Annotated in this window: 27 protein-coding genes and 2 pseudogenes; 12 read left to right on the top strand and 17 right to left on the bottom strand. The window is 62.0% G+C overall.

Features of this window, described 5'->3' with window-relative positions; genetic code table 11:
• Nucleotides 1-103: 103 nt before the first annotated feature.
• Nucleotides 104-1,624 carry a phytoene desaturase family protein gene (locus ACMGT0_RS19125; protein ID WP_416769278.1) on the top strand — a complete coding sequence of 507 codons (1,521 nt, stop codon included), beginning with the start codon at nt 104-106 and terminating at the stop codon, nt 1,622-1,624.
• Nucleotides 1,617-2,780 (top strand): 2Fe-2S iron-sulfur cluster-binding protein, encoded by a 1,164-nt coding sequence (locus tag ACMGT0_RS19120; protein WP_054064549.1) that lies wholly within the window; start codon nt 1,617-1,619, stop codon nt 2,778-2,780. Before ACMGT0_RS19125 ends, ACMGT0_RS19120 begins: the two co-directional genes overlap by 8 nt.
• 19 nt (nt 2,781-2,799) lie before the next feature.
• Here the strand turns inward: ACMGT0_RS19120 and ACMGT0_RS19115 are convergent, their stop codons facing one another.
• Genes ACMGT0_RS19115 through ACMGT0_RS19100 form a run of 4 tightly spaced genes read right to left on the bottom strand, consistent with a single transcriptional unit; the run spans nt 2,800 to nt 5,093 of the window.
• A complete protein-coding gene (locus ACMGT0_RS19115; protein WP_239687910.1) occupies nt 2,800-3,213 on the bottom strand; it encodes a DoxX family protein in 414 nt (137 codons plus the stop codon).
• Nucleotides 3,214-3,224: 11 nt separating this feature from the next.
• Nucleotides 3,225-3,977 carry a putative DNA-binding domain-containing protein gene (locus ACMGT0_RS19110; protein WP_416769275.1) on the bottom strand — a complete coding sequence of 251 codons (753 nt, stop codon included), beginning with the start codon at nt 3,975-3,977 and terminating at the stop codon, nt 3,225-3,227.
• Nucleotides 3,974-4,798 carry a DUF692 domain-containing protein gene (locus ACMGT0_RS19105; protein WP_416769273.1) on the bottom strand — a complete coding sequence of 275 codons (825 nt, stop codon included), beginning with the start codon at nt 4,796-4,798 and terminating at the stop codon, nt 3,974-3,976. The genes ACMGT0_RS19110 and ACMGT0_RS19105 overlap by 4 nt, the downstream gene beginning before the upstream one ends.
• Before the next feature lies 1 nt (nt 4,799).
• Entirely contained in the window at nt 4,800-5,093 is a 294-nt protein-coding gene (locus tag ACMGT0_RS19100; protein ID WP_054056965.1) for a DUF2282 domain-containing protein, read from the bottom strand.
• 217 nt (nt 5,094-5,310) lie between these two features.
• Between ACMGT0_RS19100 and ACMGT0_RS19095 the strand changes: the two are divergent.
• From ACMGT0_RS19095 to ACMGT0_RS19070, 6 genes and pseudogenes are all read left to right on the top strand, one after another.
• Nucleotides 5,311-5,899: pseudogene (locus tag ACMGT0_RS19095) on the top strand (sigma-70 family RNA polymerase sigma factor).
• Nucleotides 5,889-6,530 carry a DUF1109 domain-containing protein gene (locus tag ACMGT0_RS19090; protein WP_416769271.1) on the top strand — a complete coding sequence of 214 codons (642 nt, stop codon included), beginning with the start codon at nt 5,889-5,891 and terminating at the stop codon, nt 6,528-6,530. Before ACMGT0_RS19095 ends, ACMGT0_RS19090 begins: the two are co-directional and overlap by 11 nt.
• Before the next feature lie 162 nt (nt 6,531-6,692).
• Nucleotides 6,693-8,051 (top strand): Na+/H+ antiporter NhaA, encoded by a 1,359-nt coding sequence (gene nhaA, locus ACMGT0_RS19085; RefSeq protein ID WP_416769270.1) that lies wholly within the window; start codon nt 6,693-6,695, stop codon nt 8,049-8,051.
• A gap of 243 nt (nt 8,052-8,294) precedes the next feature.
• Complete coding sequence (locus ACMGT0_RS19080) at nt 8,295-8,504, top strand: hypothetical protein (protein ID WP_026145362.1); 210 nt, start codon at nt 8,295-8,297, stop codon at nt 8,502-8,504.
• Between the two features lie 30 nt (nt 8,505-8,534).
• Nucleotides 8,535-8,696 (top strand): hypothetical protein, encoded by a 162-nt coding sequence (locus ACMGT0_RS19075; RefSeq protein ID WP_162491358.1) that lies wholly within the window; start codon nt 8,535-8,537, stop codon nt 8,694-8,696.
• A gap of 210 nt (nt 8,697-8,906) precedes the next feature.
• Complete coding sequence (locus tag ACMGT0_RS19070) at nt 8,907-10,091, top strand: sugar transporter (protein WP_416769268.1); 1,185 nt, start codon at nt 8,907-8,909, stop codon at nt 10,089-10,091.
• 4 nt (nt 10,092-10,095) lie between these two features.
• On the opposite strand, the gene ACMGT0_RS19065 is transcribed toward ACMGT0_RS19070, so the two are convergent.
• Nucleotides 10,096-11,112 carry a GlxA family transcriptional regulator gene (locus ACMGT0_RS19065; protein ID WP_416769266.1) on the bottom strand — a complete coding sequence of 339 codons (1,017 nt, stop codon included), beginning with the start codon at nt 11,110-11,112 and terminating at the stop codon, nt 10,096-10,098.
• Between the two features lie 87 nt (nt 11,113-11,199).
• On the opposite strand from ACMGT0_RS19065, the gene ACMGT0_RS19060 reads away from it, so the two are divergent.
• Nucleotides 11,200-12,312 (top strand): DJ-1/PfpI family protein, encoded by a 1,113-nt coding sequence (locus ACMGT0_RS19060; protein WP_416769264.1) that lies wholly within the window; start codon nt 11,200-11,202, stop codon nt 12,310-12,312.
• Between the two features lie 88 nt (nt 12,313-12,400).
• Here ACMGT0_RS19060 and ACMGT0_RS19055 read toward each other — a convergent pair.
• A pseudogene (locus ACMGT0_RS19055) lies at nt 12,401-12,472 on the bottom strand (helix-turn-helix domain-containing protein); the annotation flags it as partial.
• Nucleotides 12,473-12,489: 17 nt separating this feature from the next.
• On the bottom strand, nt 12,490-12,618 hold the full coding sequence (locus ACMGT0_RS19050) for a type II toxin-antitoxin system RelE/ParE family toxin (RefSeq protein ID WP_239687909.1): 129 nt from the start codon (nt 12,616-12,618) through the stop codon (nt 12,490-12,492).
• A gap of 242 nt (nt 12,619-12,860) precedes the next feature.
• Here ACMGT0_RS19050 and ACMGT0_RS19045 point away from each other — a divergent pair, with 242 nt between their 5' ends.
• Nucleotides 12,861-13,208, top strand: coding sequence for a BON domain-containing protein (locus ACMGT0_RS19045; RefSeq protein WP_273821001.1), 348 nt, complete (start codon nt 12,861-12,863; stop codon nt 13,206-13,208).
• 63 nt (nt 13,209-13,271) lie between these two features.
• Here ACMGT0_RS19045 and ACMGT0_RS19040 read toward each other — a convergent pair whose 3' ends face one another.
• From ACMGT0_RS19040 to ACMGT0_RS18995, 10 genes are all read right to left on the bottom strand, one after another.
• Complete coding sequence (locus ACMGT0_RS19040; protein WP_416769262.1) at nt 13,272-13,712, bottom strand: type II toxin-antitoxin system YafO family toxin; 441 nt, start codon at nt 13,710-13,712, stop codon at nt 13,272-13,274.
• 8 nt (nt 13,713-13,720) lie between these two features.
• Nucleotides 13,721-14,227 (bottom strand): hypothetical protein, encoded by a 507-nt coding sequence (locus ACMGT0_RS19035; protein ID WP_416769260.1) that lies wholly within the window; start codon nt 14,225-14,227, stop codon nt 13,721-13,723.
• Nucleotides 14,228-14,384: 157 nt separating this feature from the next.
• Nucleotides 14,385-15,356, bottom strand: a complete 972-nt coding sequence (locus ACMGT0_RS19030) for an oligopeptide/dipeptide ABC transporter ATP-binding protein (protein WP_054056956.1) — start codon at nt 15,354-15,356, stop codon at nt 14,385-14,387.
• On the bottom strand, nt 15,353-16,345 hold the full coding sequence (locus tag ACMGT0_RS19025) for an ABC transporter ATP-binding protein (protein WP_416769258.1): 993 nt from the start codon (nt 16,343-16,345) through the stop codon (nt 15,353-15,355). Before ACMGT0_RS19025 ends, ACMGT0_RS19030 begins: the two co-directional genes overlap by 4 nt.
• A 2-nt stretch (nt 16,346-16,347) precedes the next feature.
• A complete protein-coding gene (gene ddpC / locus ACMGT0_RS19020) occupies nt 16,348-17,229 on the bottom strand; it encodes a D,D-dipeptide ABC transporter permease (RefSeq protein WP_054056954.1) in 882 nt (293 codons plus the stop codon).
• A 1-nt stretch (nt 17,230) separates the two neighbouring features.
• The gene (locus ACMGT0_RS19015) at nt 17,231-18,247 is read right to left on the bottom strand and encodes an ABC transporter permease (RefSeq protein WP_416769256.1); all 1,017 of its coding nucleotides are present in this window, start codon (nt 18,245-18,247) and stop codon (nt 17,231-17,233) included.
• Between the two features lie 70 nt (nt 18,248-18,317).
• Nucleotides 18,318-19,898 (bottom strand): ABC transporter substrate-binding protein, encoded by a 1,581-nt coding sequence (locus tag ACMGT0_RS19010; protein WP_054056952.1) that lies wholly within the window; start codon nt 19,896-19,898, stop codon nt 18,318-18,320.
• A gap of 195 nt (nt 19,899-20,093) precedes the next feature.
• Nucleotides 20,094-20,633, bottom strand: a complete 540-nt coding sequence (ddpX, locus tag ACMGT0_RS19005) for a D-alanyl-D-alanine dipeptidase (RefSeq protein WP_054056951.1) — start codon at nt 20,631-20,633, stop codon at nt 20,094-20,096.
• Nucleotides 20,634-20,668: 35 nt separating this feature from the next.
• The gene (locus ACMGT0_RS19000) at nt 20,669-21,529 is read right to left on the bottom strand and encodes a MurR/RpiR family transcriptional regulator (RefSeq protein WP_054056950.1); all 861 of its coding nucleotides are present in this window, start codon (nt 21,527-21,529) and stop codon (nt 20,669-20,671) included.
• 157 nt (nt 21,530-21,686) lie between these two features.
• Complete coding sequence (locus tag ACMGT0_RS18995; protein ID WP_416769254.1) at nt 21,687-22,022, bottom strand: DUF6124 family protein; 336 nt, start codon at nt 22,020-22,022, stop codon at nt 21,687-21,689.
• Between the two features lie 428 nt (nt 22,023-22,450).
• Here ACMGT0_RS18995 and ACMGT0_RS18990 point away from each other — a divergent pair, with 428 nt between their 5' ends.
• Both ACMGT0_RS18990 and ACMGT0_RS18985 read left to right on the top strand, forming a co-directional pair.
• The gene (locus tag ACMGT0_RS18990) at nt 22,451-23,047 is read left to right on the top strand and encodes a helix-turn-helix transcriptional regulator (RefSeq protein ID WP_416769252.1); all 597 of its coding nucleotides are present in this window, start codon (nt 22,451-22,453) and stop codon (nt 23,045-23,047) included.
• Nucleotides 23,040-23,918, top strand: coding sequence for a queuosine precursor transporter (locus ACMGT0_RS18985; protein ID WP_416769250.1), 879 nt, complete (start codon nt 23,040-23,042; stop codon nt 23,916-23,918). The genes ACMGT0_RS18990 and ACMGT0_RS18985 overlap by 8 nt, the downstream gene beginning before the upstream one ends.
• The last annotated feature ends 28 nt before the right edge of the window (nt 23,919-23,946 follow it).

The following is a 23,946-nucleotide window of genomic DNA, read 5'->3' as shown; positions in this document are numbered from 1 at the left end:
GCCCCACAATGAGGCCGAAGTCGTGAGTCGTGCGAACGGAGGCCAGCCCGTCCGGGGTGTTTTTTTAGCGTGATCTTAGCACTGATAAGTTAAGGGGAAGAACATGCAACACTATGACGCCGTCGTGATCGGCGCTGGCAACGCCGGATTGACCGCCGCAACGGCCTTGCAGCGGGGCGGCTGTCGCACCCTGCTGCTGGAGCGCCACAACATTCCGGGCGGTTGCGCCACGTCCTTCGTGCGTGGCGATTTCGAGTTCGAAGTGGCGCTGCACCAGCTCAGCGGCCTGGGCACCGAGGACAAACCCTTCGTCATGCGCAAGCTGTTCGACAAGCTCGGCGTGCTGGACAAGGTCGAGTTCGTCCAGGAGCAGGCGCTGTATCGCCTGGTGGTGCCGGGGGAGATCGACGTCACCCTGCCTGCCAGCTGGTCGGGGGTGCGTAATACCCTGCAGGGGCTGTTTCCGGCGCAATCCCAGGCGATTGCGGACTTCCTGGCGCTCTGCGAGAAGATCACCGTGGAAAGCTTCATGACCCTGCCCCAGGCGCGCCGCAGCAACAGCCAGGCGATGCTCGAGTCGATGTGCCCGTGCTTCGTGAAGTACGGTTTCCGCTCGGTGAAAGAGGTGCTGGACGAATTTTTCAGCGACCCCAAGCTGAAGCGGGTGGTGGCCACCTATTGGCTCTACCTCGGCGTGCCCCCCAGCAGGCTGCCGTTTCCGGACCTGGCCGCGATGTTGTATGCCTACGCGGCATTCAAGCCCTGGCATATCAAGGGTGGCTCCCAGGCCTTGTCCAGTGCGTTGGTGGAGTCGTTTCTCGAAGCCGGTGGCGAAGTCCGTTTCAACTGCGGCGTAGAGAAGATTCATACCCGCGGCGGTCGCATCAGTGGTGTACGCCTTGAGGGGGGCGAGAGCGTTTCCTGTGCGGCCGTGGTGTCCAATGCCAGCCCATTGACCACCTTCAACGAGTTGCTGGATCTCGAGCAGCCCCCGCTCAAGGTCCGGCAGGATTTCAAATCCCGGCGCATGGGGACCTCGGCCTTCGTCATCTACCTGGGCCTGGATTGCACCCCGCAGGAACTGGGCGTCACGCAAGCGTCCAGTTTCATCTACGAGACCCTGGACGAAGAGCAGATCTTCCAGCGCATGGGCAGCCTGGAACCCCCCCTGGGCGGCATGCTGACCTGCTACAACCTCGAAGATCCCGAGGCCGCGCCCCCCGGCAAGAGCCAGGTGGTGCTGGTTTGCCTGCAATATGCCGAGCCCTGGAAGGCCGTGTCGCCGGAGCATTACGCGCAAACCAAGTACGCGTTCGCCGAGCAACTGATCGGGGTGATCGAGAAGGTCTACCCGAAGGTGCGCCAGTACATCGAGGAGGTCGAAGTCGCCACGCCGCTGACCATGATGCGCTATCTCAATACGCCGGGTGGCGCCATCTATGGGTTCCAGCAAAGCACACAGGATTCGGCCTTGCTGCGCGAGCGCCTGGAGGGTGTGCCCGGTCTCTATATCGCCGGCTCATGGACCACCATGGGCGGCTTCCAGCCGACCTACATGGCGGGTGAATCCACCGCCAGGGCGGTGCTCAAACAGTTGAAAACCAGGGAGGTGGAGCATGTCTGAGCAGAACCTGCTGAATGCCGTCGCGGGCTTTCGTGAAGCCTGGCAAGCCAAGGAGGTGCTGGAGCGGACGGGCAGCGACTTCCGCGAAATCAGGGGGGAGGTCGCCAGCACCGTGGTGCAGTTGCATCCCAAGCGGCTGGAACTGGAGGTCGCCGAGATCATCGACGAGACCGCCAGCACCCGGACCTTGCGCCTGGTCGCCGCGGACCGTGGCGTGCTGCCACCGTTCCAGGCCGGGCAGTACATCAACCTGTTCGTCGACATCGATGGCGTGGCCACCGCTCGACCCTATGCCATGTCTTCTTCGCCCGCGCAGCGTTCCCATTACGACCTGACGGTGAAGCGGGCCGCAGGTGGTTTCGTGTCCAACCATCTGCTCGACAGGGTCGTGGTGGGGCAGCGCCTGCTCGGTTCCGGGCCGATGGGCAGCTTTCACCACAATCCGCTGTTCCATGGCGATGACCTGGTGTTCCTGGCCGGCGGCTCGGGCGGTGCGCCGGCGCGCAGTATCCTGCTGGACATCCTCGAGCGTGGCCTGCCGTACCGTTTCCACCTCATTTACGTGAACAGCTACATCGATGATGTGATTTTCGATGATGAACTGCGTGGCCTGGCCGATCGCCATGCCCACTTCACCTTGAGCGAGGTGATTTCCCGTCCTCCGGCCGACCACCGGGGCCACACCGGTCGCCTGACGCAGCCACTGCTGCAGCAACTGCTCGGCGAGATCGGCGACAAGATGTTCTACGTGTGTGGTCCCACGCCGTTCAATGACAGTTGTATCGAGCTGCTCATGGCACTGGGTGTGAAGCGTCGACGTATCCGCGTCGAGGCCAATGGTGCGCCCAAGGCGCCGAATGAGCAGCCAGGGTGGCCTGAAGGCGTCTCACTGGATGATGAGGTCACCGTCACGGTCAATGGGCGCGGTCAGTTCCGCAGCCGCGTGGGCGAGCCCTTGCTCAATGCCCTGGAGCGCAATGGCTACGGCACCGAAAACGCCTGCCGTTCAGGCGAGTGCAGCCTGTGCCGGGTCAAGTTGCTTCGTGGCACGGTGTTCAATCCGCAGGAGGCCCATTTGCGCAAGTCCGATCGTGACTTCGGCTGGATCTATTCCTGTGTCGCGTTCCCCACGGGAGATATCGAAATCCTGCTCTGAAAGGGCGACTACCGCGATTTCAGCGCCAGCCCAGGCGTCGATCCAGCGCCCAACTGCCAGCACCGCGGCCGACCAGCAGCAACAGCAGGGCGGCCCAGGTCAGGTGGGTCGGCCAGGCATCGGGGTAGACGAATATCTCGATCACCAGGGTCATGCCCAGCAGGGCCAGGGCCGAGAACCGGGTGGCCAGGCCCAGCACCAGCAGCAGGGGGAACAGATGCTCGGCGTAGGTGGCCAGGTGTGCCGCCAGCTCCGGGGGCAGCAGGGGCAGGGCATATTCATCGCGAAACAGCGAATAGGTGCCGGGCCTGATCGTCAGCAGGCCTTCGACCTTGGTGCGCCCGGAGAGCCAGAACACCGAAGCGATGCCCAGGCGGGCCAGCAGCAACAGGAGGTTGTCACTCAGCAGGCGGGTCAGCACGGAAGCGTTCATGGAAGGTACCTTCATTCGAGTGGGAGAGGGGCGAAGACCTGTGCGGCCATCAACGTGCCGAACAGCGTTGTGAAATCAAGATCCGGTTCACGCCGCTGGGCGTGGGTGCTGGCGGCGTCCAGCGACAGCCCGTCGGCGCAGGCGTCGAGAAAGGCCACCGCGCCAGCACTCAGGGGCGCATGGGTGACCCCGTCCAGTTCGCCGACCAGCAAGGTGCCTTCCCCGTGCCAATGGGCTGGCTGCCGGGCGATGCCCTCGAAACGGCTGCAGTCCCACAAGGCATGGGCCGGGTGTTGCGCGCACCACTGCCAGCGCACACTGGTGCGTGGGCGCAGTGCCTGTCTGCCGAGCGCTTCCGGCGCGACGCTGGCCAGTGCCGCAGGCGCCAGGGCCGGTTCTACCGTCGAGCAGAAGGCTTCCAGCCAGAGTCGGTCCAACTGCGCCACATCCGGCAGGTAGGGCAAGTGCTGGGCGCCGGGATGTTCCGCCAGGAATGCCGGGAACTCATGGCCATACAGCGCCAGCCGTGCATCGATGGGGGGGTGTGCCTGGGCGTAGGTGTCCGCAGCGGCCCGCATCCATGCTTCGCCCACCAGGGTGAGCACGCTCGGGAAGTTGTCGCACAGGGCGTCGATGCACGCGGCTCGCACGGTGTTGCGGTACACGGCGAAACCCGGCTGTGCGGTGAGCGACTCCAGCGCCGGTGCCGGGTGTTGGTAGAGGGCCGCGACGAAGTCGTCCTGAAAACGGGCCAGGGTACTCATGGCGTGTTCTCCAGCAGCGTTTGCGCTTGCGTGCGCTCGCTCATCAACGTGTCGAAGTCCGGCAGCGCGTCATCGCGTTCGATCAGGGTGGGCAGGGGCCCCGTGCGTGCCAACAGGTTCCGGTAGAGCGCCCAGACCGGTTCGCTGATCTCGGTGTCGTGGCTGTCGATCAGCAGTGCGCTGGCGTGGTCGGCGCGATGCCCGGCCAGGTGCACTTCCATCACCTGGTCGAGAGGAAAGTCCCTGAGGTAGACGTCGGCATGTTGGCCGAGGTTGTGGGTGCTGACGTAAACGTTGTTCAGGTCCAGCAGCAGGCCGCAACCGCTGAGGTGGGCCAGTTCCCCGAGGAACGCCGGCTCGTCCAGCTCATGGCCTTCCAGGTGCAGATAATGGCTGGGGTTTTCCACGGCGATGCGCCGGCCCAGTGCATCCTGGGTGCGGGCGACGTTGTCGGCGATACGTGCCAGGGCCGTGCGGCTGCGTGGGCACGGCAGCAGGTCAGGGTAGTAGTGGCCGCGCCAAGTGGCCCAGGCCAGGTGTTCGGAGACCAGCACCGGCGCCACGGCATCAGCCAGGTGGCGCAGGCGGGCCAGGTGTTGTGGGTCGGGTGGGGCGTCGGCAGCCAGTGACAGCGATACCCCGTGCAGGGCCAGTGGATGGCGCTGGCCGAGGCGTTCGAGCCAGGCACGGCGGGGGCCGCCGAGCAGGTAGTTCTCCGCGTGCACCTCGAACCACAACCCGGGGGCTGTGGCCTCGAGTGCCTCGGTGAAGTGCTGGGGCTTGAGCCCCAGCCCTGCGCCCAGTGAGGCGGTGCTGTTCATCTCAGGCGTTTTTCGGGGTCAGCGAGCCGGCGCCGTTGGGCGTCATGATCCCGGTGCAGGTGCCGGCCGGCACTTCCTTGAAGGCGTTACCCTGATAGTCCTTTTTCGCGGTGCCTGCGCAGGTGGTACCGGCACCGGCCTTGCAGTCGTTCTCGCCGGCCTTGGCCACGCCGTAGCATTTTTCCATGGCCGGGTTCTTGCTCATGGCGGCGCCTTGGCTGGTGGTATCGGCCATGGCGGTACCGGCGAGGGCGGCCAGGGCGAGGGCGGCGGCGCTGAGGGCAATAGCTTTCATGAGGTGGACTCCAATGATGTTCAGGATTGAATGGGCCACTGTTCGCAGTGGTCAGTAGCTAATTCGTTGCACCCTGAGGTTTGGTTACAGCGGTACCGATTTTTTTTCAGAGGGTCTGTTTGGGTCGATCTTGTGAGTCCGCCGGGAGCTTGGGTAGGATCTGCCGCTTGCAACGGCCCGTGCATTTTTCAGCCACGGGTTGTAACCAGGGCAGCGTATGCAACGAACTAACCATCAGGAACGCCTTGCCGAGCGTGAACAACAGCTCAAGAGCCTGCTGCTCGCCGGATTGGCCGGTGATGCCGCTAGTTATCGGGCGTTCCTCACGGCATTGGCCGGTCACCTGCGCGCGTTTCTGGGGCGGCGTCTGATCGGCCGGCCGGCCGGCGGAGGTGGAGGATGTGGTGCAGGAGGTGCTGCTGGCGGTGCACAATGCACGACACAGCTACCTGCCCGGGCAGCCGGTCACCGCCTGGGTGCAAGCCATCGGGCGTTACAAGCTGGCTGATTACCTGCGCACGGCACGACGCGTCCAGGATCGGCAGCTGCCGTTGGACGATCAGGCCGAATGGTTCGCCGAGACTGACGACCAGGCCACCGAAGCGAGCCGGGACCTGGGGCGCCTGCTGAGCCAGCTGCCCGACCGGCAGCGCCTGCCCATCGAGTACGTCAAGCTCGAAGGGCTGTCGGTGGACGAAACCGCGCACAAGGTGGGGCAGTCCATCTCCGCAGTGAAGGTGAACATTCACCGTGGCCTGAAAAGCCTGGCGAAAATGATTCGAGGTGAGCGTAACGATGAACACTGACGAACTGATCGGGCTGCTGGCCACCGGCAACCCCCGGGTGCCGCCCCATGTGTTGGCGCGCCGCCTGGTACTGGCGCTGGCCGCCGGCGGGCTGGGTGCCGTGCTGCTGATGGCCAGCCTGTATGGCGTGCGCCCGGACCTGGCCGAGGTCGCACGTACGCCGCTGTTCTGGGCCAAGTTGGCCTTGCCGGGTGTACTGCTGGGCGTGGCACTGGTGTTGGTGCACCGTCTCGCTCGCCCTGGCGTGAAGACCGGGCCGGCCGCAGGAGCATTGCTCATACCGGTGGCACTGGTGTGGCTGGGGGGCGCTCTGGAGTGGTTCGGCGCATCGGTGGGTGATCGCACAGGCCTGTTGTTCGGCACCACCTGGAAAACCTGCGCGCTGAACATCGCGCTGCTTTCGCTACCGGCGCTGGTCGCCAATGTGTGGGTGCTGCGCACGATGAATCCGACCCGCTTGCGCGCCGCAGGGGCTGCCGGTGGTTTGCTGGCGGGCGCCACCGCCACGCTGGCCTACTGTCTGCATTGTCCGGAAATGAACGTGACCTTCTGGTGCGTATGGTATCTGGCCGGGATGCTGCTGCCCACGGTGCTGGGGGCTTGGTTGGGACCGCGACTATTGAGGTGGTAGCGGGCCCGAACCCGATCGGTTCGCAGCGCAGGGCCTGGTATATCGGTTCGACCGGGTTGCAGCCACACTGGCATTCACCCTACGATATACAGGGGTGTGGCTTTCCATCGAAAGGCGCAGGTTAAAGACTTACGCCGGTCGGGCCGCTGGTGAGGATGGCTCATGCCCGCACCCAACACACCCGCGTCCCACTCTATCCCTCGCGTTCAGCAACTCACCCAGCAGGCGCTCGCCGCCATCGAACGCTTCAGTCATATCGAAGCCGTCAGCGGTATCGTGCTGCTCATTGCCGCCATCGTCGCCCTGCTCTGGGCCAACCTGCCGACATCTGTCGACTACGAGGCCTTCTGGCATGCCCGCCTGAGCATTTCATTGGGCAGTTTTTCCGCCGGAGCGACATTGCACTACCTGGTCAATGACGGCCTCATGACGATCTTCTTCCTGGTGGTCGGGATGGAGATCCGCTCTGAGATGAAGGACGGTTCCCTGTCCAACATGCGTATGGCGACACTGCCGGTCATGGCGGCTTTGGGCGGGGTGGCAGTGCCGGCCCTGGTCTACGTGTTCTTCAACGCCGGCCATGCGTCCATCAGCGGTTGGGCCGTGCCGACGGCGACGGATATCGCTTTTGCCGTCGGGGTGCTCGCCCTTCTCGGGAAAACGATTCCTTCCGGGGTGCGGGTGTTCCTGCTCGCCCTGGCGATCATCGACGACATCGTGGCGGTGCTGATCATCGCCCTGTTCTATACCAGCTCACTCAATCCGCTGGGCGCCGTCGTGGCGCTGGCGGGGATCCTGGCGGTGCTGCTGTTCCAGCGAATGGGGATCGCCAATGCCTGGCTGTACCTGATTCCGGGCGCCATTCTCTGGGCCGGCTTTGCCATCCTGGGCGTGCATCCAACCCTGGCCGGGGTGGTGCTGGGGCTGATGACCCCGGTCTATTCCCGACCCGCCACGGAGCGTCCGCTGGCGACCCTCAGCCAGGCCATTCGTGAGCTGGTCGTCCACGTCAGTGAGCGTCCGGACCACGATGCCGTGCATCAACCGCTCGCTCGGATTCGCCAGGCCCATCGTGAACTGCTGGCACCGGTCAAGCGCGTGCAGGTTGCCCTGCATCCCTGGGTGGCCTACGGCATCATGCCGCTGTTCGCGCTGGCCAATGCCGGGGTCGAGATGGGCCATCTGTCGCTGGATTCCGGGACTACCCAGGCGGTCATGATCGGCGTTTTCCTGGCCCTGGTCCTGGGCAAGCCGCTCGGAGTGGTGCTGTCCTGCCTGGTGCTGGTCAAGACGCGGCTTTGCCAACTGCCGGAAGGCGTGGAGTGGCGGGGCGTGGTGCTGATCGGTCTGCTGGCCGGTATCGGTTTCACCATGTCCATCTTCATTGCCGGCCTGGCCTACACCGACCAGAGCCTGCTGGGGATTGCCAAGCTGGGTGTGCTGTCGGCTTCCGGCTGCGCTGCGTTGCTCGGGTTGCTCTGGGGGCTGGGGGCGTTCGTTTTCCGGCGCGTCAGATCCTGATTGTCCGGCCCTGGCGCCTTAATTCATTTTTTCAGGCAGCCAGGGCAGTGTTCTCTCTGTGGTGTACTGTCTTGGAGAGATAGCCACGAACACATCGCAGCCTGGCGGCGTTGCACGGCGGCTTGTGAAGCTGCCGTGGCGAGACACGTTCTTCGGGTCGCCAGGAAGACAAACGTGTCTTACTTTCAGTAGCGGGCCTGGCGTGGTAAAAAACTCCATCCCTCCTCAATCGAAGTTCGAAAAATGCCCAAGACACAGCTGGCAGGTAGCTCGGCAGCGACAGCGGCCGATATCGAAAAGTCGATCCAGGCCCTGAACAAAATGGCCGAACGCCTTTGGGGTGATGGTCGGGAAGCAGAGGCCCAGGCGCTGCTCAATGCCCTGGACGCCTTGAATCGTGCGCTGGACCGCATCCGGATCGGCCAGAGTCGTCGCGCGGCGACGCTGCACTGAAAACAGGAGGAACCCGCGCTATGGATGCACATGAGCGAGCTACTTGATCTGATCGCCGGGATTCTGAATCTGCCGGACGGTTCGAACCATCGCAGAAAACGCGTGTTTTCTCCGGGATTCCTGATTTTCGCGGCGTGTGTAGCCTTCGTGGAACTGGTGCTGCTCAATGCCTGGTATGGGTCAGGCGCTTGAGTATCGCTGCCACTGTCCTATCTGCGAGGCAGTACAACTGTTATGTTGCAACGTGACCGGGGCATGCTCGTCAGTTCCCAGCCATCGAGCTGCCTCAGGGAGCGAGCCTTGCACCCTGTGCGTCACCCAGGCTTCACCTGCTTTTCTTCGGGCGTCGGGCCCCTGAGCCGTCGATGGCCCGATCCTCGATAGCGTAAGACGGATTGGCAAATGACCACCCCAGCAACTGAAAACACCGGCAACTGGCAACAGGTGATCGCCCTGGCCCTGGCCGCCTTTGTCTTCAACACCACCGAATTCGTGCCGGTCGGGCTGTTGAGTGCCATCGGCGAGAGCTTCGACATGTCGACCGCACAGGTCGGCCTGATGCTGACCATCTACGCCTGGGTGGTGTCGCTGACTTCGCTGCCGATGATGCTGCTGACCCGTAACGTCGAGCGACGCAAGCTGCTGATCGTGCTGTTCGGGTTGTTCATTGCCAGCCATGTACTGTCGAGCATCGCCAGCAGTTTCGGCGTCCTGCTGGTGAGCCGGATCGGCATTGCCCTGGCCCACGCATTGTTCTGGTCCATCACCGCGTCCCTGGCGGTACGGGTGGCGCCGGCGGGCAAGCAGGTGCAGGCGTTGGGGTTGTTGTCGACCGGGACGTCCATGGCGATGGTGCTGGGGATTCCGCTGGGCCGGTTGCTGGGCGAAGCCATGGGTTGGCGTACGACGTTCCTGGTGATTGCCGTATTGGCTGGCGGCCTGGTGCTCTGGCTGGGTAAGACCCTGCCGTTGCTGCCGAGCCAGAACTCGGGATCACTGAGAAGCCTGCCGGTGTTGTTCAAGCGCCCGGCGCTGGTGGCGGTCTACTGCCTGACGGCATCGGTAATCACTGCGCAATTCACTGCCTACAGTTATGTCGAACCGTTCATCAAGACCGTGGCGGGCATGAGTGGCGAGGTGGTCACCCTGATCCTGCTGCTGTTCGGTGGTGCCGGAGTCCTGGGCTCATGGCTGTTCAGCAGGTTCAATCGGCAACACCCGCAGCCGTTTCTGTTGGTGGTGACCTCGTTGCTGACTGTCTGTCTGCTCCTGCTGCTGCCCTTGAGTGGCAATGTTTCGGCGCTGAGTGTGCTGAGCATCTTCTGGGGTATCGCCATCATGGGCTTTGGCCTGTCGCTGCAGCGCAAGGTGCTGGAACTGGCGCCGGACGCCACCGACGTGGCCATGGCGATGTTTTCCGGGATCTACAACATCGGCATTGGCGGTGGGGCGCTGGTGGGGAGTTGGGTAGGGCGGCAGCTGGGGTTTTCCTACATCGGCGTGGTCGGCGGTGCGCTGGCGGGTGTGGCGTTGGCGCTTTACTGCGTGTCGCTGTACCGCCACTCACTCAAGGGTGCCCAGGGCTAGGGTCTCAGTAGTCGGGTGGGCCCCGGTCAGCGCGTTGTGCTCCAAATCGCTCACGATAGAAGCCCGGCGTTGCGCCTACACGTTTGAGAAACGCCCTGTGCAGGGCGTCCAGGCTGCCGAAACCGGCGCGATCGGCAATTCTTGCCAATGGCCACTCCGATGTTTCGAGCAATAGCTTGGCCCGGTCGACGCGAGCGGTTTCGATGAAGTAGCCCGGTGGATGGCCTGTTTCCTTGCGGAACATCCGCGACAGCGTTCTTTCACTCATACCGGCCCGTTGAGCCAGCGCCGGACCGCTGAGGTCCCCACTGGGGTCGTCGATGATTTCGGCTATCAACGAGCGCAAGCGCGGTGTTGCGTTCGCTGGAACCTTCAGTCCGGCACTGAACTGCGACTGCCCGCCTGGTCGACGCATATAGAGCACCAGCTCACGGGCAACGGCCAGGGCGACAGCCGCCCCACAGTCGGCTTCTACCAGTGATAGGCACAAGTCGATCCCTGCCGTGACACCGGCCGACGTGTAAAAAGGTGGTTGGGCGACATAGATCGCATCCGGCTCGACGTGAATCGCGGGTCTGAGTGCCTTCAGCAACTCGCAGGCGTTCCAGTGGGTGGTCGCGCGACGATTGTCGAGAAAGCCCGCTGCCGCCAGTACGAAGGCGCCTGTACAGACGCTGGCGATGCGTCTTGTCTGGGTGGAGCGCTCGCGTAACCAGGGCAAAACTCCGTCTTCGCAAGCAGCACTACGCAGCGCATCCTCACTACCTCCGGCAATGATGATCGTGTCCAATTCTGCGGGTAGGTCAGCAAGGGCGATGGCTCCAGCGAGTCGAAAACCGGCGTGGGTGGCGATCTCATGGCCATCGGTCGAGGCCAGTACGACCTCATATGGAGCCACCTCGGCAGGGCTGTGGCGATTGGCGACGGCGAATACCTCCATCGGCCCAACTACGTCCAGTGACTGAACACCGTCGAAGCCGACGACGACGACCGTGCGGGTTTTTCGTTGCAGATAAGTCATGGCGGAAAATGCGACTGAATTGACCTTTTGGTCACGTCATGGTGCGTGTAATTTTCCTGGCGAGCAATCAGGCAGAAGAGACGCTTCATGACATACGCCCACCGTAGCGCAATCGTGGTACTCGCATTGGGATTATTGCTGCTGGTGGCCTGCTCCGTTCCGTCGCTTTCCGAGTCCCCGAAACAGGTGGTTCGCAATGATGTGCGGAGCCTGATCCAGGTGCCGGTGCCCAAGCCGGGGCGCAGTCGCCCGCTTGTGGTGGTACTGGCTGACAACGCGGGTACCGAGACCACCGATTTTCTGGTGCCCTATGGCGTGCTCAAGGAGTCCGGGGTGATGGAGGTGGTCGCCGTATCGACCCGGCCTGGCAGGGTAAAGTTGATGCCGGCACTCGAGATCCAGGCGCAGATGACCACCGCCGAGTTCGACCTTGCCACGCCGGAGGGCGCCGACATTCTTGTGGTGCCAGCCATGCACCGCGCGGATGACCCGGCGCTGCTTGCCTGGGTGCGCAAACAGGCAAGCGCGGGTGCGCGGATCGTCTCGATTTGCGACGGCGCCTGGGTGCTGGCCAATGCTGGACTGTTGCGCGACCGGGTTGCGACTTCACACTGGTATTCGCTGGCCTCGCTCAAGCGGCAGTACCCAGACACCACCTGGGTGCAGGGTCGCCGTTACGTGGCCGATCGCAACGTGATGACGACCACGGGTGTGAGTGCGTCGATTCCGGCGTCTTTGGCGCTGGTCGAGGCCGTCGCAGGCCGCTCGGCAGCCGATGTCACGGCCAGGCGCCTGGGTGTGGATTCATGGGGGCCAGCCCACGACAGCAGCCAATTCAAGTTGACGACGGGTCTGGGTTTTGTCGCGTTGGCAAACCTGTTCGCCTTCTGGAGGGATGAGACGGTCGAGGTGCCGGTGGAGGAGGGCTACGATGAGATTGCACTGGCGCTGACCGCCGATGCCTGGTCACGTACCTACCGTTCCCATGCGCTGGCGAGCAGTACCCGTACAAGCGTTCATTCAAGGCATGGCTTGCTGTTGCTGCCTGAGGTGGTTGCAGGTTCCGGCCAGCCAACGTTTGCTCCCCATACCGGTGTAGCGGCGGGCGCGCTGGATCTTGCGTTGGAAGGCATTGCCAGTCGTTACGGTGCGGCGACAGCTGATTTTGTGGCCCTTCAGCTTGAGTATGTCAAAAAGTGAGGTTCAGGGCGGCCAACGAGCCCATCTTCGAATCAATTCGAGGGATCAGCGTCTTCGAACTCGATTGCTTGCAAATCCTTTGTCCGCAAATGATGTTGAGCAGTTTGAGTGCCGGCCCGGCAGGGCGTGTATCGCCTTGCTCCCACTTGCGCACGAGCGAGGTCGCCACGTAGGGATTCAATGATTTCCCAAGTCTGCATCGATCAGTCCCTTTTCCATCTCCATGACGGCTTTGCACAAGATCGCATCGGACTGCTTTTCGCCTGTTTGCCAGCGCGAAAAGTCTTTGCGTTTGAGAGTGATCATGCGGGCTCGACCCATGAGGTATACCCGTAACGGGTATGATTTGAAGCCTGTTCCGTGTGACTGCATCGGACTCTTCAGGAGAGTGGCAGGCCTTGCCCTGGCGCTGCGCCGCCTGGCCGGCCGCGTCATGCTCCCCGACGCCACACACTATACTGATTGAGTGTTGGTGCGGCTGCGGCGCGTACTCCACAACCACACCCTGGGCATGAACAGTACGTCTGCAACCGACAGAGGGTTCTGCCATGAAACAACCATCCCTGCAGCATCTATCCCATGATCTGGGCATGGCCGTGCACGACACCTGGACCACCGCCCGGGTCAAGTCCGTCCTGGCCATGGCGGATTCCGCCCAGAGCCTGCACATCCATGTGAAAACCCATGCCGGGATGGTGTCCCTGAGTGGGCGGGTGATGAATCATCGCCAGTATGAGCGGGTGGTCGACCTGGTCCGCCTGGTGCCGGGTGTCATCGACGTCGACGCCCATGAACTGCTGACCCACGTGTTCATGCCCACGGGCCCGATGCAGCCGCCGAATGCGGAAGAGAGCAGCGAGTACCGTTCGCCAATGCCGCCGCGCAAGGACGAATGATCTCTTCGGATAATCCGGGCAGGAACGTTGATTACCAGGCGTTCCTGCCTGCGGGGTGATCCGTCAGTTTTTCTCTCGCCATTCCTTGGCCAAGCGGGCCAGGTACTTCATGGCTGCCTGGTTTCGAGCTTTGCCGTGCGCATCAGGCCAAAGGAAGGCCAGAATCAGATATCTATTTTCATACAGCTCTCCAGGCACGTATACGAGCGCAGCATCCTCGCCTGGCCGACCCGCTTTGCAAACTCTATCTCGCTGAGGGGTGCCCTCACGAAATCTGGCCGGTGGAATTCTGACAGGGATGTGCATCATGCATGCCTGGAGCGCGAGTGAGGGCTGGGTGTAGGGTGCATCTCTTCCAAAAATAGAGGGTAAGCACGACCGGTTTGACCCGATGTAGCGCTCAAACTCGTTCTTCAAGGCAGAGGAAAATCCAGGATGCTGGACGTCAACAGGTTCAAAGAATTCTGCAAACGTTTTGGGGTGGAAGGAAACCTCGACTGCCATTCAATCCCTTAGGTCAATTCTCTTAACCGATGGCTGGTGTGCTTAGCAAGATCTCGAAGTGCAGAGGGGGAGAGTTTGCTTTCGAATTCCTCAGGGCGTGAGAAGAATTGCTTGTACAAGCTGTCGATCGTGGCAAGTCGGGTTCTGACCTTGGCTACTGCTCTACGAAGTGCCTCATGGTCGTCAGTAAGGGCCAAGGGTACTTGTGCCTTTCTGAGGTCATCCTCCAACTGTCGAGTAGCTTTCAGCAACTCGATATTCCTCAAGAACCGCTCATCGTCAAATGTTGTCGATGAGGCCAGTGAGGTGATGTTTCTCGAAAATACGGTATCCAGTTCCTGCCAGCCCTTCGTCAGCCCGGTTATCACCCTCTGCAGGTCGCTAAGGGTTGGCTTCTCGACCATGGATTCCCTTGTCGATGACGATGAGCTTTTTCCCGAAAGGTTGGTGTAATCACCGACCAAGGCGAGAGCCGCGACAATGAGCGCTGTCGGTGCTGCCGCTTTGATAGACATGGGGCCTCCACGGTACGATGGCATTTGTACCGAAATTCAGAGGGTGATTATCGGTTCTGCACTTCACTAGTACAACGACTGGACATGGCATGAAATGAAAAACCGATAATCTGCAGTTCCTGACGCTCAGTGTAGATCAGCCCGGTTGGTCCCTCGATCAGCGCTGGATATGACACCGGACCCGTTGCTGTTCCGAGCCCACCATGACCTGGGGTTTCTCACAGCCCACGGTGCAGATCCGGCAGCGCTCGCGAAAGAAACACCCCTGCGGCAGTCGCCGGTTGCCCGGCAGCTCGGTCGGCGCCGCCACCTGGTCGGCCTGTAGCGGCACACCCAGGCGTGGCACCGCCTCGAACAGCAGGCGGGTGTACGGATGCCGCGGCGTGTCCAGCACTTTGGCGGCGCTGCCCAGTTCGACGATCTGCCCCAGGTACATCACGGCCACCCGATCGGCCATGTGCCGCACCACCGAGACGTTGTGCGAGATCAGGATGTAGGTCAGCTGGCGCGCGCGTTGCAGTTCCGCCAGCAGGTTGAGGATTTGCGCCTGCACGGAGATGTCCAAAGCCGAGGTCGGTTCGTCGAGGACGATGATGTCCGGGTCCGAGGACAGTGCACGGGCAATGGCGATCCGCTGGCGCTGGCCGCCGGAGAACTGGTGCGGGAAGCGATCGAGGTATTCCGGGCGTATGCCCACCTGGGACGCGACCTTGGCGGCGACTTCGCGCATCTGTTCGCGGGACTGGTGGCCGCGGGCATACAGCGGTTCGGTGATGATGCGCCAGATCGGCAGGCGCGGGTCGAGGGACGACTGCGGATCCTGGAAGACGATCTGCACGTTGTGCCCGGCCTTGCCGTTGTCGTGCTCGGGCCAGTTCAGGGCGCCGCTGCTGGGGGCGATCAGGCCCATCAGCAACTGCGCCAGGGTGCTTTTGCCGCAGCCCGACTCGCCGACAATACCGAGGGTTTCGCCTGCCCGGACCTGCAGGTCGATGCCGTTCAGCGCATGGGCGTAGCCCCGTGGGCGGCCGAGCCAGTCGCTGCTCACCGGGAAGCGCACACGGACGTCGTCGAGCCGCAGGATCTCGGGTGCCGTTTCCGGCCGCGGATGAATGATGGCACTGTTCATTGCGACAGCTCCTTGGCCGGCAGCCAGCAGGCGCTCTTGCGTTGCTCGTTGCCGTTGATGGGGGTGAGGGAGGGACGCTGGGCGCAGGCGGGCATGCGATGTGGGCAGCGTTCGCCGAAGGTGCAGCCCTCGGGCAGGGCGGCCAGGTTCGGTACCTGCCCGGGAATGGTCTGCAGCGGCTGGCCCGGTTCGACCATCTCCGGCAGGCCGCTGAGCAGGCCGCGGGTGTACGGATGCTGCGGATTGCCCATCACCTCGGCGGTGTTGCCCTGTTCGACCACGGCCCCGGTGTACATCACATAGACCCGGTCGCAGAACTGCGAGACCAGTGCCATGTCATGGGTGATCAGCAGGATGGCGGTGCCTTTCTGCCGGGCCTTCTCGCGCAGCAACAGCAGCACCTGGCGTTGTACGGTGACATCGAGCGCCGTGGTCGGCTCGTCGGCGATCAGCAACTGCGGTTCGCAGGAGAACGCCAGGGCGATCATCACCCGTTGGCGCATGCCGCCGGACAGTTCGAAGGGGTAGGCGTCCAGCACCTGCTCGGGGCTGGCGATGTGCATGTCGCGCAGCAGGGCGATGGCCTTCTGGCGGGCCTCGGCGGCGCTGATCTTCTGGTGGTGGATGATCACGTCGAGCATCTGCCGGCCGATGCGCCGGGTCGGGTTCAGGGCGGTCATCGGTTCCTGGAAGATCATCGCCGCATCGCGGCCACGAATGTGCAGCAGATCCTTTTCGGACGCGGCGAGCATGTCGCGCTGGAGCATGCTCAGGCTGCCGGCGGTGATGCGGTAGCTGCGTTCGGGCAGCAGGCGCATGCTGAGCATGGCGGTGACCGACTTGCCCGAGCCGGACTCGCCGACCACGCCGACGATCTCGCCGGGATTGACGTGCAGGGTGACGCCGTTGAGCGCCTTGACGTTGTTTTTGTAGGCCGGGAACTCCAGGCTCAGGTTGTCGATGGCCAGGATGGGAGCGGGTGTGGGCATGGTCATTTCCCCTGTTGCCGTGGGTCGAGCAGATCGCGTACGCCATCGCCGAGCAGGTTGAAGCCGGTGGCGGTGATCAGGATCGCCAGGCCCGGAAAGGTCGAATACCACCAGTTGTCGAGGATGTAGTTGCGCCCGGTGGCGACCATCGCGCCCCATTCGGCGGTGGGTTGCTGGGCGCCAAGGCCGATGAAACCGAGCGCCGAGGCCATGAGGATGGCGCTGCCGATGTCCAGGCTCAGTTGCACCAGCAACGGCGGCATGGCATTGCGCGCCACGTGCCAGTGCACCAGGTGCCAGCGCCCGGCGCCGAAGGTCTGCGCGGCCTTGACGTAGCCCATCTGGCGGATGCTCAGGGATTGGCCGCGGGCCAGGCGCACGTAGGACGGAATCCGCACCAGGGTGATCGCCAGCATGGCGTTGAACAGGCTGGCGCCCAGGGCGGCGGCCAGGGCCATGATCAGCACCAGCGAGGGTACCGAGAGCATGATGTCCATCAGGCGCATCACCAGCGCGTCGAAGCGGCCGCCAATGACGCCGGAAAAGCAGCCCAGCAGGCCGCCGATCAGGCACGAGGCAAAGGCCACGAACAGGCCGACACCGACCGACTGCTGGCTGCCGAACAACACGCGGCTGAAGAGGTCCCGGCCGACTTCATCGGTGCCGAACCAGTGCTCGGCCGAGGGTTCGGCCAGGCGCTCGGCCAGGTTCAGCGCATTGGGGTCGTGGCTGGCCAGCCAGGGCGCGAAGATCATGCACAGCAGCACGATGGAGGTGATCGCAAGGCCCGCCAGGGTCAGCGGGCTGCGGCGGACCTGGTAGGCCAGGTAGGCGAACGTGTCGCTCCAGCGCGGGCTGCGGGTTGCACTCAAGGGGACGGACATTTCAGCTCACCTCGCCGATGCGTGGGTCGATCACGCGGTACAGAAGATCGATGGCCATGTTCAGCAGCACATAGATGAAGGACACCAGGATCGCGAAGCCCATCACCGCCGGGAAATCCAGCGACTGGATCGACTTGACCACATAGGCGCCCATGCCGGGCCAGGCGAACACGGTTTCGGTCAGCACGGCGCCGTAGAGCAGATCGCCGAGGGTCAGGCCGAGCACGGTGACCGAAGGAATCAGCGCGTTGGGCAGGGCATGGCGCAGGATCACCGTCCAGCGCGACAGGCCATAGGCCCTGGCGGTGCGGATGTAGTCCTCGCCGAGTTGATCGAGCATCGCCGAGCGGATCTGCCGGGCGACCACGCCCAGGGTCACGAAACCGAGGGTGGCGGCGGGCAGGATCAGGTGCTGCAGCGCATCGCCGAACAGGCTGCCGTCGCCGGCGAGCAGCGAGTCGATCAGGTAGAAACCGGTGAAGGTCGGTGGGGGTGTCAGCCCTTCGGACAAACGACCGCCACCGGGCAGCCAGCCGAGTTGGCCGTAGAACAGCACGATGGTGCCCAGGCCCAGCCAGAACGCCGGGGTGGAAATGCCGGTCACCGCCAGGGTGCGGGCGATCTGGTCGATGGCGCGGTTGTGGTAGACCGACGACAGCACGCCCAGTGGCACGCCGACGAGAATGGCCAACAGCAGCGCCACCAGCGCCAGTTCCAGGGTAGCGGGGAAGAACGCCTGCAAGTCTTCGAGCACCGGCCGGTTGGTGCGGATCGAGGTGCCCAGGTCACCGTGCAGCAGGTCCATCAGGTAGCGGCCGTATTGTTGATACAGCGGCAGGTCCAGGCCCAACTGGTGGCGGATGCCGGCCACCAGTTCATCGCTGGCGCGATCGCCGGCGATCAGCCGGGCCGGGTCCCCGGGGATCAGGTGGGAAATTGCGAAGGTAATCAGCGAAACACCGAACACGACCAGTACCAGGCCGAGCAGGCGCTTGCGCAACAGAGTCAGGAAGGCCATCTGGCACCTCAGTCACACGAACGACGGGAACGCCGCGCCAGTCGCGAACGACCGGCGCGGGCGAGCAGGCTTACTTGCTCATGCTGCCCAGGTTGAACACCTGTTCGAGCATCGGATTGAACACGTAGCCCTTGACCGAATCACGCATCGGCAGGGTGTAGCTCTTCTGGTAGAGGTAGGCGTAGACGCTGTCCTTGAGCACCCTTTTCTGCGCCGTCTGGTACAGCTCGACGCGCTTGGCGGTGTCACTGGTGGCCGCCGCTTCACGGATCAGCTTGTCGACCTCGGGGTTGCTGTAGAACGAGCGGTTGCCCTGCAGGCCCTGCATCCTGGAGTCGAACCAGAAATTCATGAACATGTACGGATCGGCGAAGTCCGGGCTCCAGGCGCCGGCGGCGATGTCGTAGTCGGCCTGGCCGACGCGCTCGCGCAGGGTCGCGTTGGCGAGTTTTTCCAGCTTGAGGTTGACTCCCAGCGGGGCCAGCGCCGCCTGCAGCGTCAGGCCGATCGGTTCCCAGTTCGGGTCCTTGTCGGAGTACAGGTAGCTCAGGTTGGTGACTTTCTGCGGGGCCTTGGCCAGGCTTGCCTTGGCTGCGGCGAGGTCCTGCTTCATCGCCGGCAGGGTGCTGTCGTAGGCCCACATGCCATCCGGGATCGGCCCGTTCATCAGCTTGGCCTTGTCCTTGAGGATGCCCTTGACGATACCGCTGTAGTCCACCGCCTCGGTGATGCCACGGCGGGCGTCGACGCTGGTCAGCGGGCCCTTCTTGTTGTTCAGGTACAGGTAGGTCACGCGCAGCGACGGGAATTCCCTGACCGCCACCCCGGGCTTCTTGGCCAGTACGCTGAGCTGGTCTTCGGGCATGTCCTCGATGATGTCCAGGTCGCCTTTTTCCAGTTGCAGGCGGCGTACCGACGGCTCGGCGATGATCTTGATGATCACGCTTTTCAGCGCCGGCCTGGCACCGGCGAAATAGCTGTTCGGTTCCAGGGTCAGCGACTGGCCCTTCTGCCAGTTGCTCAGGCGGAAGGGGCCGGAACCGGCGGTGTGGCTGGACAGCCAGGCGTTGACGTCGCTGCTCTTGTTCACCACATCCGGGTTGATGATCGAGGCGCCGTTGTGGGCCAGGGTGAACAGGAACGGCGCGAACGGTGTCTTGAGGGTGAAACGGATGGTCTGCGGGTCGACCACCGAGACCACCATGTCCTCGGGGAAGGCGCCGGACGGGCCTTGCTTGAGGGTCATCAGGCGGTCGAAGGAGAACTTCACGGCGGCGGCGTCCACCGGTGCGCCGTCATCGAACTTGTTGCCGGCCTTGAGTTTGAACTCCCAGACCAGGTTGTCCGGAGAGACGGTCCAGCTTTCGGCCAGGTCGCCCTGGACTTCGGTGCTGCTCCTGTCGCCTTCGACCTTGTAGCCGACCAGGCGCTGGTAGGACGGGTAGGTGATGGTCCAGTCGTTGTTGTCGAAGGTCACCGCCGGGTCGAGGGTCTGTGGGTCGGCGGGCTTGCCGATGACCAGCGTGTCCTGTGGCGTGGCCGCGCTGGTGGCCTGCCAGGCGCCGAGGCTCAGGGCGCTGCACAGCAGGGTCAGCAGCAGCTTGCCGGTGCCGGGGACGGTCTTGCGGGTCACGGTGTCGATTGGGTTCATGCCGGTTTCCTTGATCATTCGATGTATGGAAGTTCGTCAGGTTTTTTATAAAAGCTATAACCGGGCAGTTGCAGGTGAAGCGTAAGTCGCGCGGGTTATTGTTGTTTTCAGCCCCTTTGAGGCGGCTGTGCTGCGTAGCGTTCGAGGCTCTCTGGCCGCGTTGGTATCGGGTTGGAACGGTTACTGGGCGTTTGTCTATTCGTCCTCCAGCAGGGGGTAGTCGTCGGCATTGGGCAGCTCGTAATGCCACCACTCGGTGGCGATGGCCTGAAATCCGGCCGCGAGCATCACGCCGAGCAACAGCAGGCGATTGCGCTGCACCAGGGCGGGCAGGTCGGGGTAGAACTGATGGGAGCGTTCTTCCATGGTGTCGAAGGCGCTGCCCATGTCCAGCGGCTGGTTGTCGCTGTCGACCAGGGTCAGGTCCACCGCCACGCCACGGCTGTGGTGCGAGCCAAGGTGCGGGTCGCGCACGTAGTCGTTGTTCGGCAGCGCTTCCCACAACAGGTGTTGGGCGTAGGGCGGCCGGTAGGCGTCATAGATGCGCAGGGTGTAGCCGGCCTGGCGGGCCAGCCGGCTGGCCAGTTCCAGGCGTTCGGCGGCTTCGCGGTGCAGCCGGCAGCGGGCAGTGGGGTAGATCACTTTCCCGGCCAGGTTGTCCGCGCTGGCGTAGATCATTTCGATCTGCACCTGGTAGCGCCGGGCATCGATTTCTACAAGGGGGTTGCTGTTCACACAAACACTCCGGTTGGGACTTGCTGGGCGTTGAATCAACCTTCGAACTGGCCGAAGGCTTTCTGCAGTTGGCGGTTACGGGCCAGGCGCTCGTCGAGTCGATCGCCGTACTTCTCCGCCACCGCCGAGACCACCAGGTTGAGCAGGCAGGTCAGTGGTGCGAGGGAGTCCCAGAACTGGCCGACATCGGTTTTCAGTTGCAGCAGGTCCAGGTCATGGTCGCGGGCCCAGGGGCATTGCAGGTCGGTGATCAGCGCGAGGGGCAGGTCGTTGTCCCTGGCCACCTGGCAGAAGGTCTGGGCCACGCTGGAGTAGGCGCGGAAGTCGGCGATGATCGCGTAGGGGTTGGCGAAGCCGGAGTTCAGCGTTTCGGCATAGATGCCCGAGAGGCCGTCGACGTAGTAGACCTTGGGGCGAATGTATTCGAGGTGGCTGTGGAAGGCGGTGAGAATCCCGCGGGTCGACTGGATCCCCAGGATGAATACGGCATCGGCTGCATGGATGCGCTGCACGATCCGGGCAAAGGCCTCGCTGCGTGCCAGACCGTAGGCATGCTCTATGGCCTCGATTTCGCGGTGCATGGAGCGGTCGAGGGCGTCTCCCTGGTTGGCCTCGGCCCGAAAGGCGCCGATGCGGTCGGTGATCAGCCAGGACGCCGGAGCCTCGCCACGCAGGCTCTTCTTCACGTCGTCGATGTTCTGGTAACCCAGTGAACGCAGGAAACGCCCCACGGATATGCCGGTGGTCGAGGCGTGCTGGGCGATGCTGTCGGCCGACTCGAACGGCAGCTGTTCCGGGTTGCCCAGCAGGTAGCTGGCGATGCGCTTGCCGGTCGGGGTCAGGCTGGAGAACTGTTGCTCCAGTTGCTGCAGGAAGCGGTTTTTTTCCGTGGACATGTCGGCGTGCCAGCGTCTGAGTTGTTATATCTATGTCATTTTCATGTTGCTTGTTATGAAAATAACATTGCTTTTCGAGATAGCACAATGCCTTTTTTCAGGCGCTGATCGGGGGGCTGGGCAAAGCGGATGTCCTATCTGGGCTGGCGAGCCGGATTCAGCATGGGTTCTCCACTACGGCTTCAGACAGTCCTGCCGGTGGCTCCAGATTGTTCAACGCCCGGTTGACCAGCAATTCCCCCAGCTCAGTCAGTTGCTGCACCGCCAGTACGACGCTGCGGTGTGAACCTTCCAGTTCGCTGGCCAGGTCGGTGGTCATGACGTTCAAGGAGGCAAGGGTCTCGCTGGCGTGACAGAGCAGTGATCGGGTGTCGATATCTGGCACTACGGTGAAGAGCGGCGGCCAGCGGCTCGCAGGTTGTGAACACCTTTGAGGGTTGCACCTGGAAAGGAGGCGGTCCGACTCCGGGGCGTGGGGGATGGCCTTTTTCATGCTTGAGCTCCTTGCGGGGTGGGTGTCGGACTCATGGGCAAGCGGCATTGCATGGCAGTCACATGAGCGGACGGACCGCTAGTTATTACCAGAAAAACTCCATTGAATTAATCAAAATAATGAACATCGGTAAAAATAAGCCGTTGGCGTAGGAAAGTTCTGTGAGGTAATTCTATTAAAAGGGTGGGAGGTTTGTTTTTGTTGGGTGGGTGTAATATTTTTCCGTAAGGATTTTCTTGTTTTGATGTGTAGGTTGTTCTGGTGTTTCGATGACGGCGGTATCGTGGTAGGAAGGTGTCTGGTTATTCGTGGGGTGCTATCAAGGTGATTTTCCAGGGTGGTGTGTATAAGGTGATTTCAGGTTGAAAGGATTTTCCGGTTGATATACGAAGATGTGTTGTCTTTGCGAGGATAAGGAAGTGGTGTGTATGTACAAAAGGGACAAGGTGGAGAATCTGAAGAACAATATCAGATACCTCATGAAGAGCCGCGGCGAGACAAGGTTGTCGTTATGCAGTGCCAGTGGGCTGACCAGGACGACGATCTACAATATTCTGGAAGGTAGGGTGGTCAACGTCCAGCAATCGACCATCCGCAAGATATCCGACTTCTTTGGGGTTTCCTACCAGGAAATAGAAACCGTCGACCTTGAACGCAGGGAAGTTGTAGAAAACAGTGTTTCCCTGCATGGAAACATGAATCCGGCGGCGGTGCCGATTATCAGGGAGCGCTCGTTACCCGATAAACTTGACAGGAGAATCGGTGAGTTGGTCGTCAGCCATCCACTGACCTACTATTTCGGGGCGGCTTGCAACCTGATCGGGGTGCTTCTGGAAAATGGTATTCGAGGCATCAATGAGCCGGGAGACTTGCTGATCGTCAGAAGGAGCGCGTCTGGCAGCGAAGGGCAAAAGCTGGTTTATGAAAGGGAAACCAACGAGTTGCAGGTGGTGGGCGAGGCGGTTGTGGACTCTGCGGCATTTCTGCTGGTGGGCGATATCATCGAGGAACGGTTCAATGGTTGAGCACAGGAAGAGCGAAAACAGCAGGTATAAGTTATTGGGTTTTGAAAATAACAAGAGCCTCGCCGTGGTCATGTTGATTTCTACAGGCAGGGTCATCAAGGTGAAGTTGGATGAGCTGCTCAAAAGTGAAATGCTGGATGACTTGAACAAGTCTGAAATCAAGGAGGTTTACCGGAAATTCTATTCGGGTGGCTCCGTGTTGACGGCCTACGAAATGAATGACCGGAATGAGCGCTCCTGGATGACCTATGTGGCCCTCAATCTGGCTTTATGCGCCATTTACATTTTTACCAATGTCTCTGCGGCAAAGCTCATACATGTCGAAGCGCTGGACGTTGTCGTGACCCCTGGTGTGTTTCTCTATCCGCTGACGTTTCTGGTCGTGGACCTGTTGAATGAGTCCTATGGGCTCAGGCTGGCAAGACGGGCGATATTGTTTGCTTTTGTGAACAATGCTTTCATCCTGTTGTTGCTGAGTCTTTCCAGTTGGGCCCCGGGCCTGCCCGGTTGGGCACTTGGGGCCTCCTACGGTGAGGTGGTCGGTCATGTTTCCTCGGCATTGATTGCTTCTTCGGTTTCGTTTCTGTTTTCCGAGTATGTGAACTCGTACCTGTTATGCAGGATAAAGCGGCTTACGAACTCCAGGTTTCTTTTCCTGCGCGTGTTTGTCAGTACTTTTTTTGCCGTGATCATAGACAGTTTTGTTTTTTGCTTTGTGCTTTTTTATGGAACGATGCCGAATGAGAAAATCCTGGGTCTGATCTATGTGCAGATTGTCATAAAGATGTTTTTTGCCTTCTTCAATGTGCTGCCTGCCTATGGCGCCAGGGCACTGTTCAGACGCTATGTTTTCCAGGCTCGGCCGGCATAGGGGGGAAAGACGAGCCATGGAAGTGGCT

Source organism: Pseudomonas sp. RHF3.3-3 (genome assembly GCF_048069595.1).
Classification (GTDB): Bacteria; Pseudomonadota; Gammaproteobacteria; order Pseudomonadales; family Pseudomonadaceae; genus Aquipseudomonas; species Aquipseudomonas fuscovaginae_B.
Note: the sequence above shows the minus strand (reverse complement) of the source record. Positions and strands in the feature narration are given on the sequence as shown.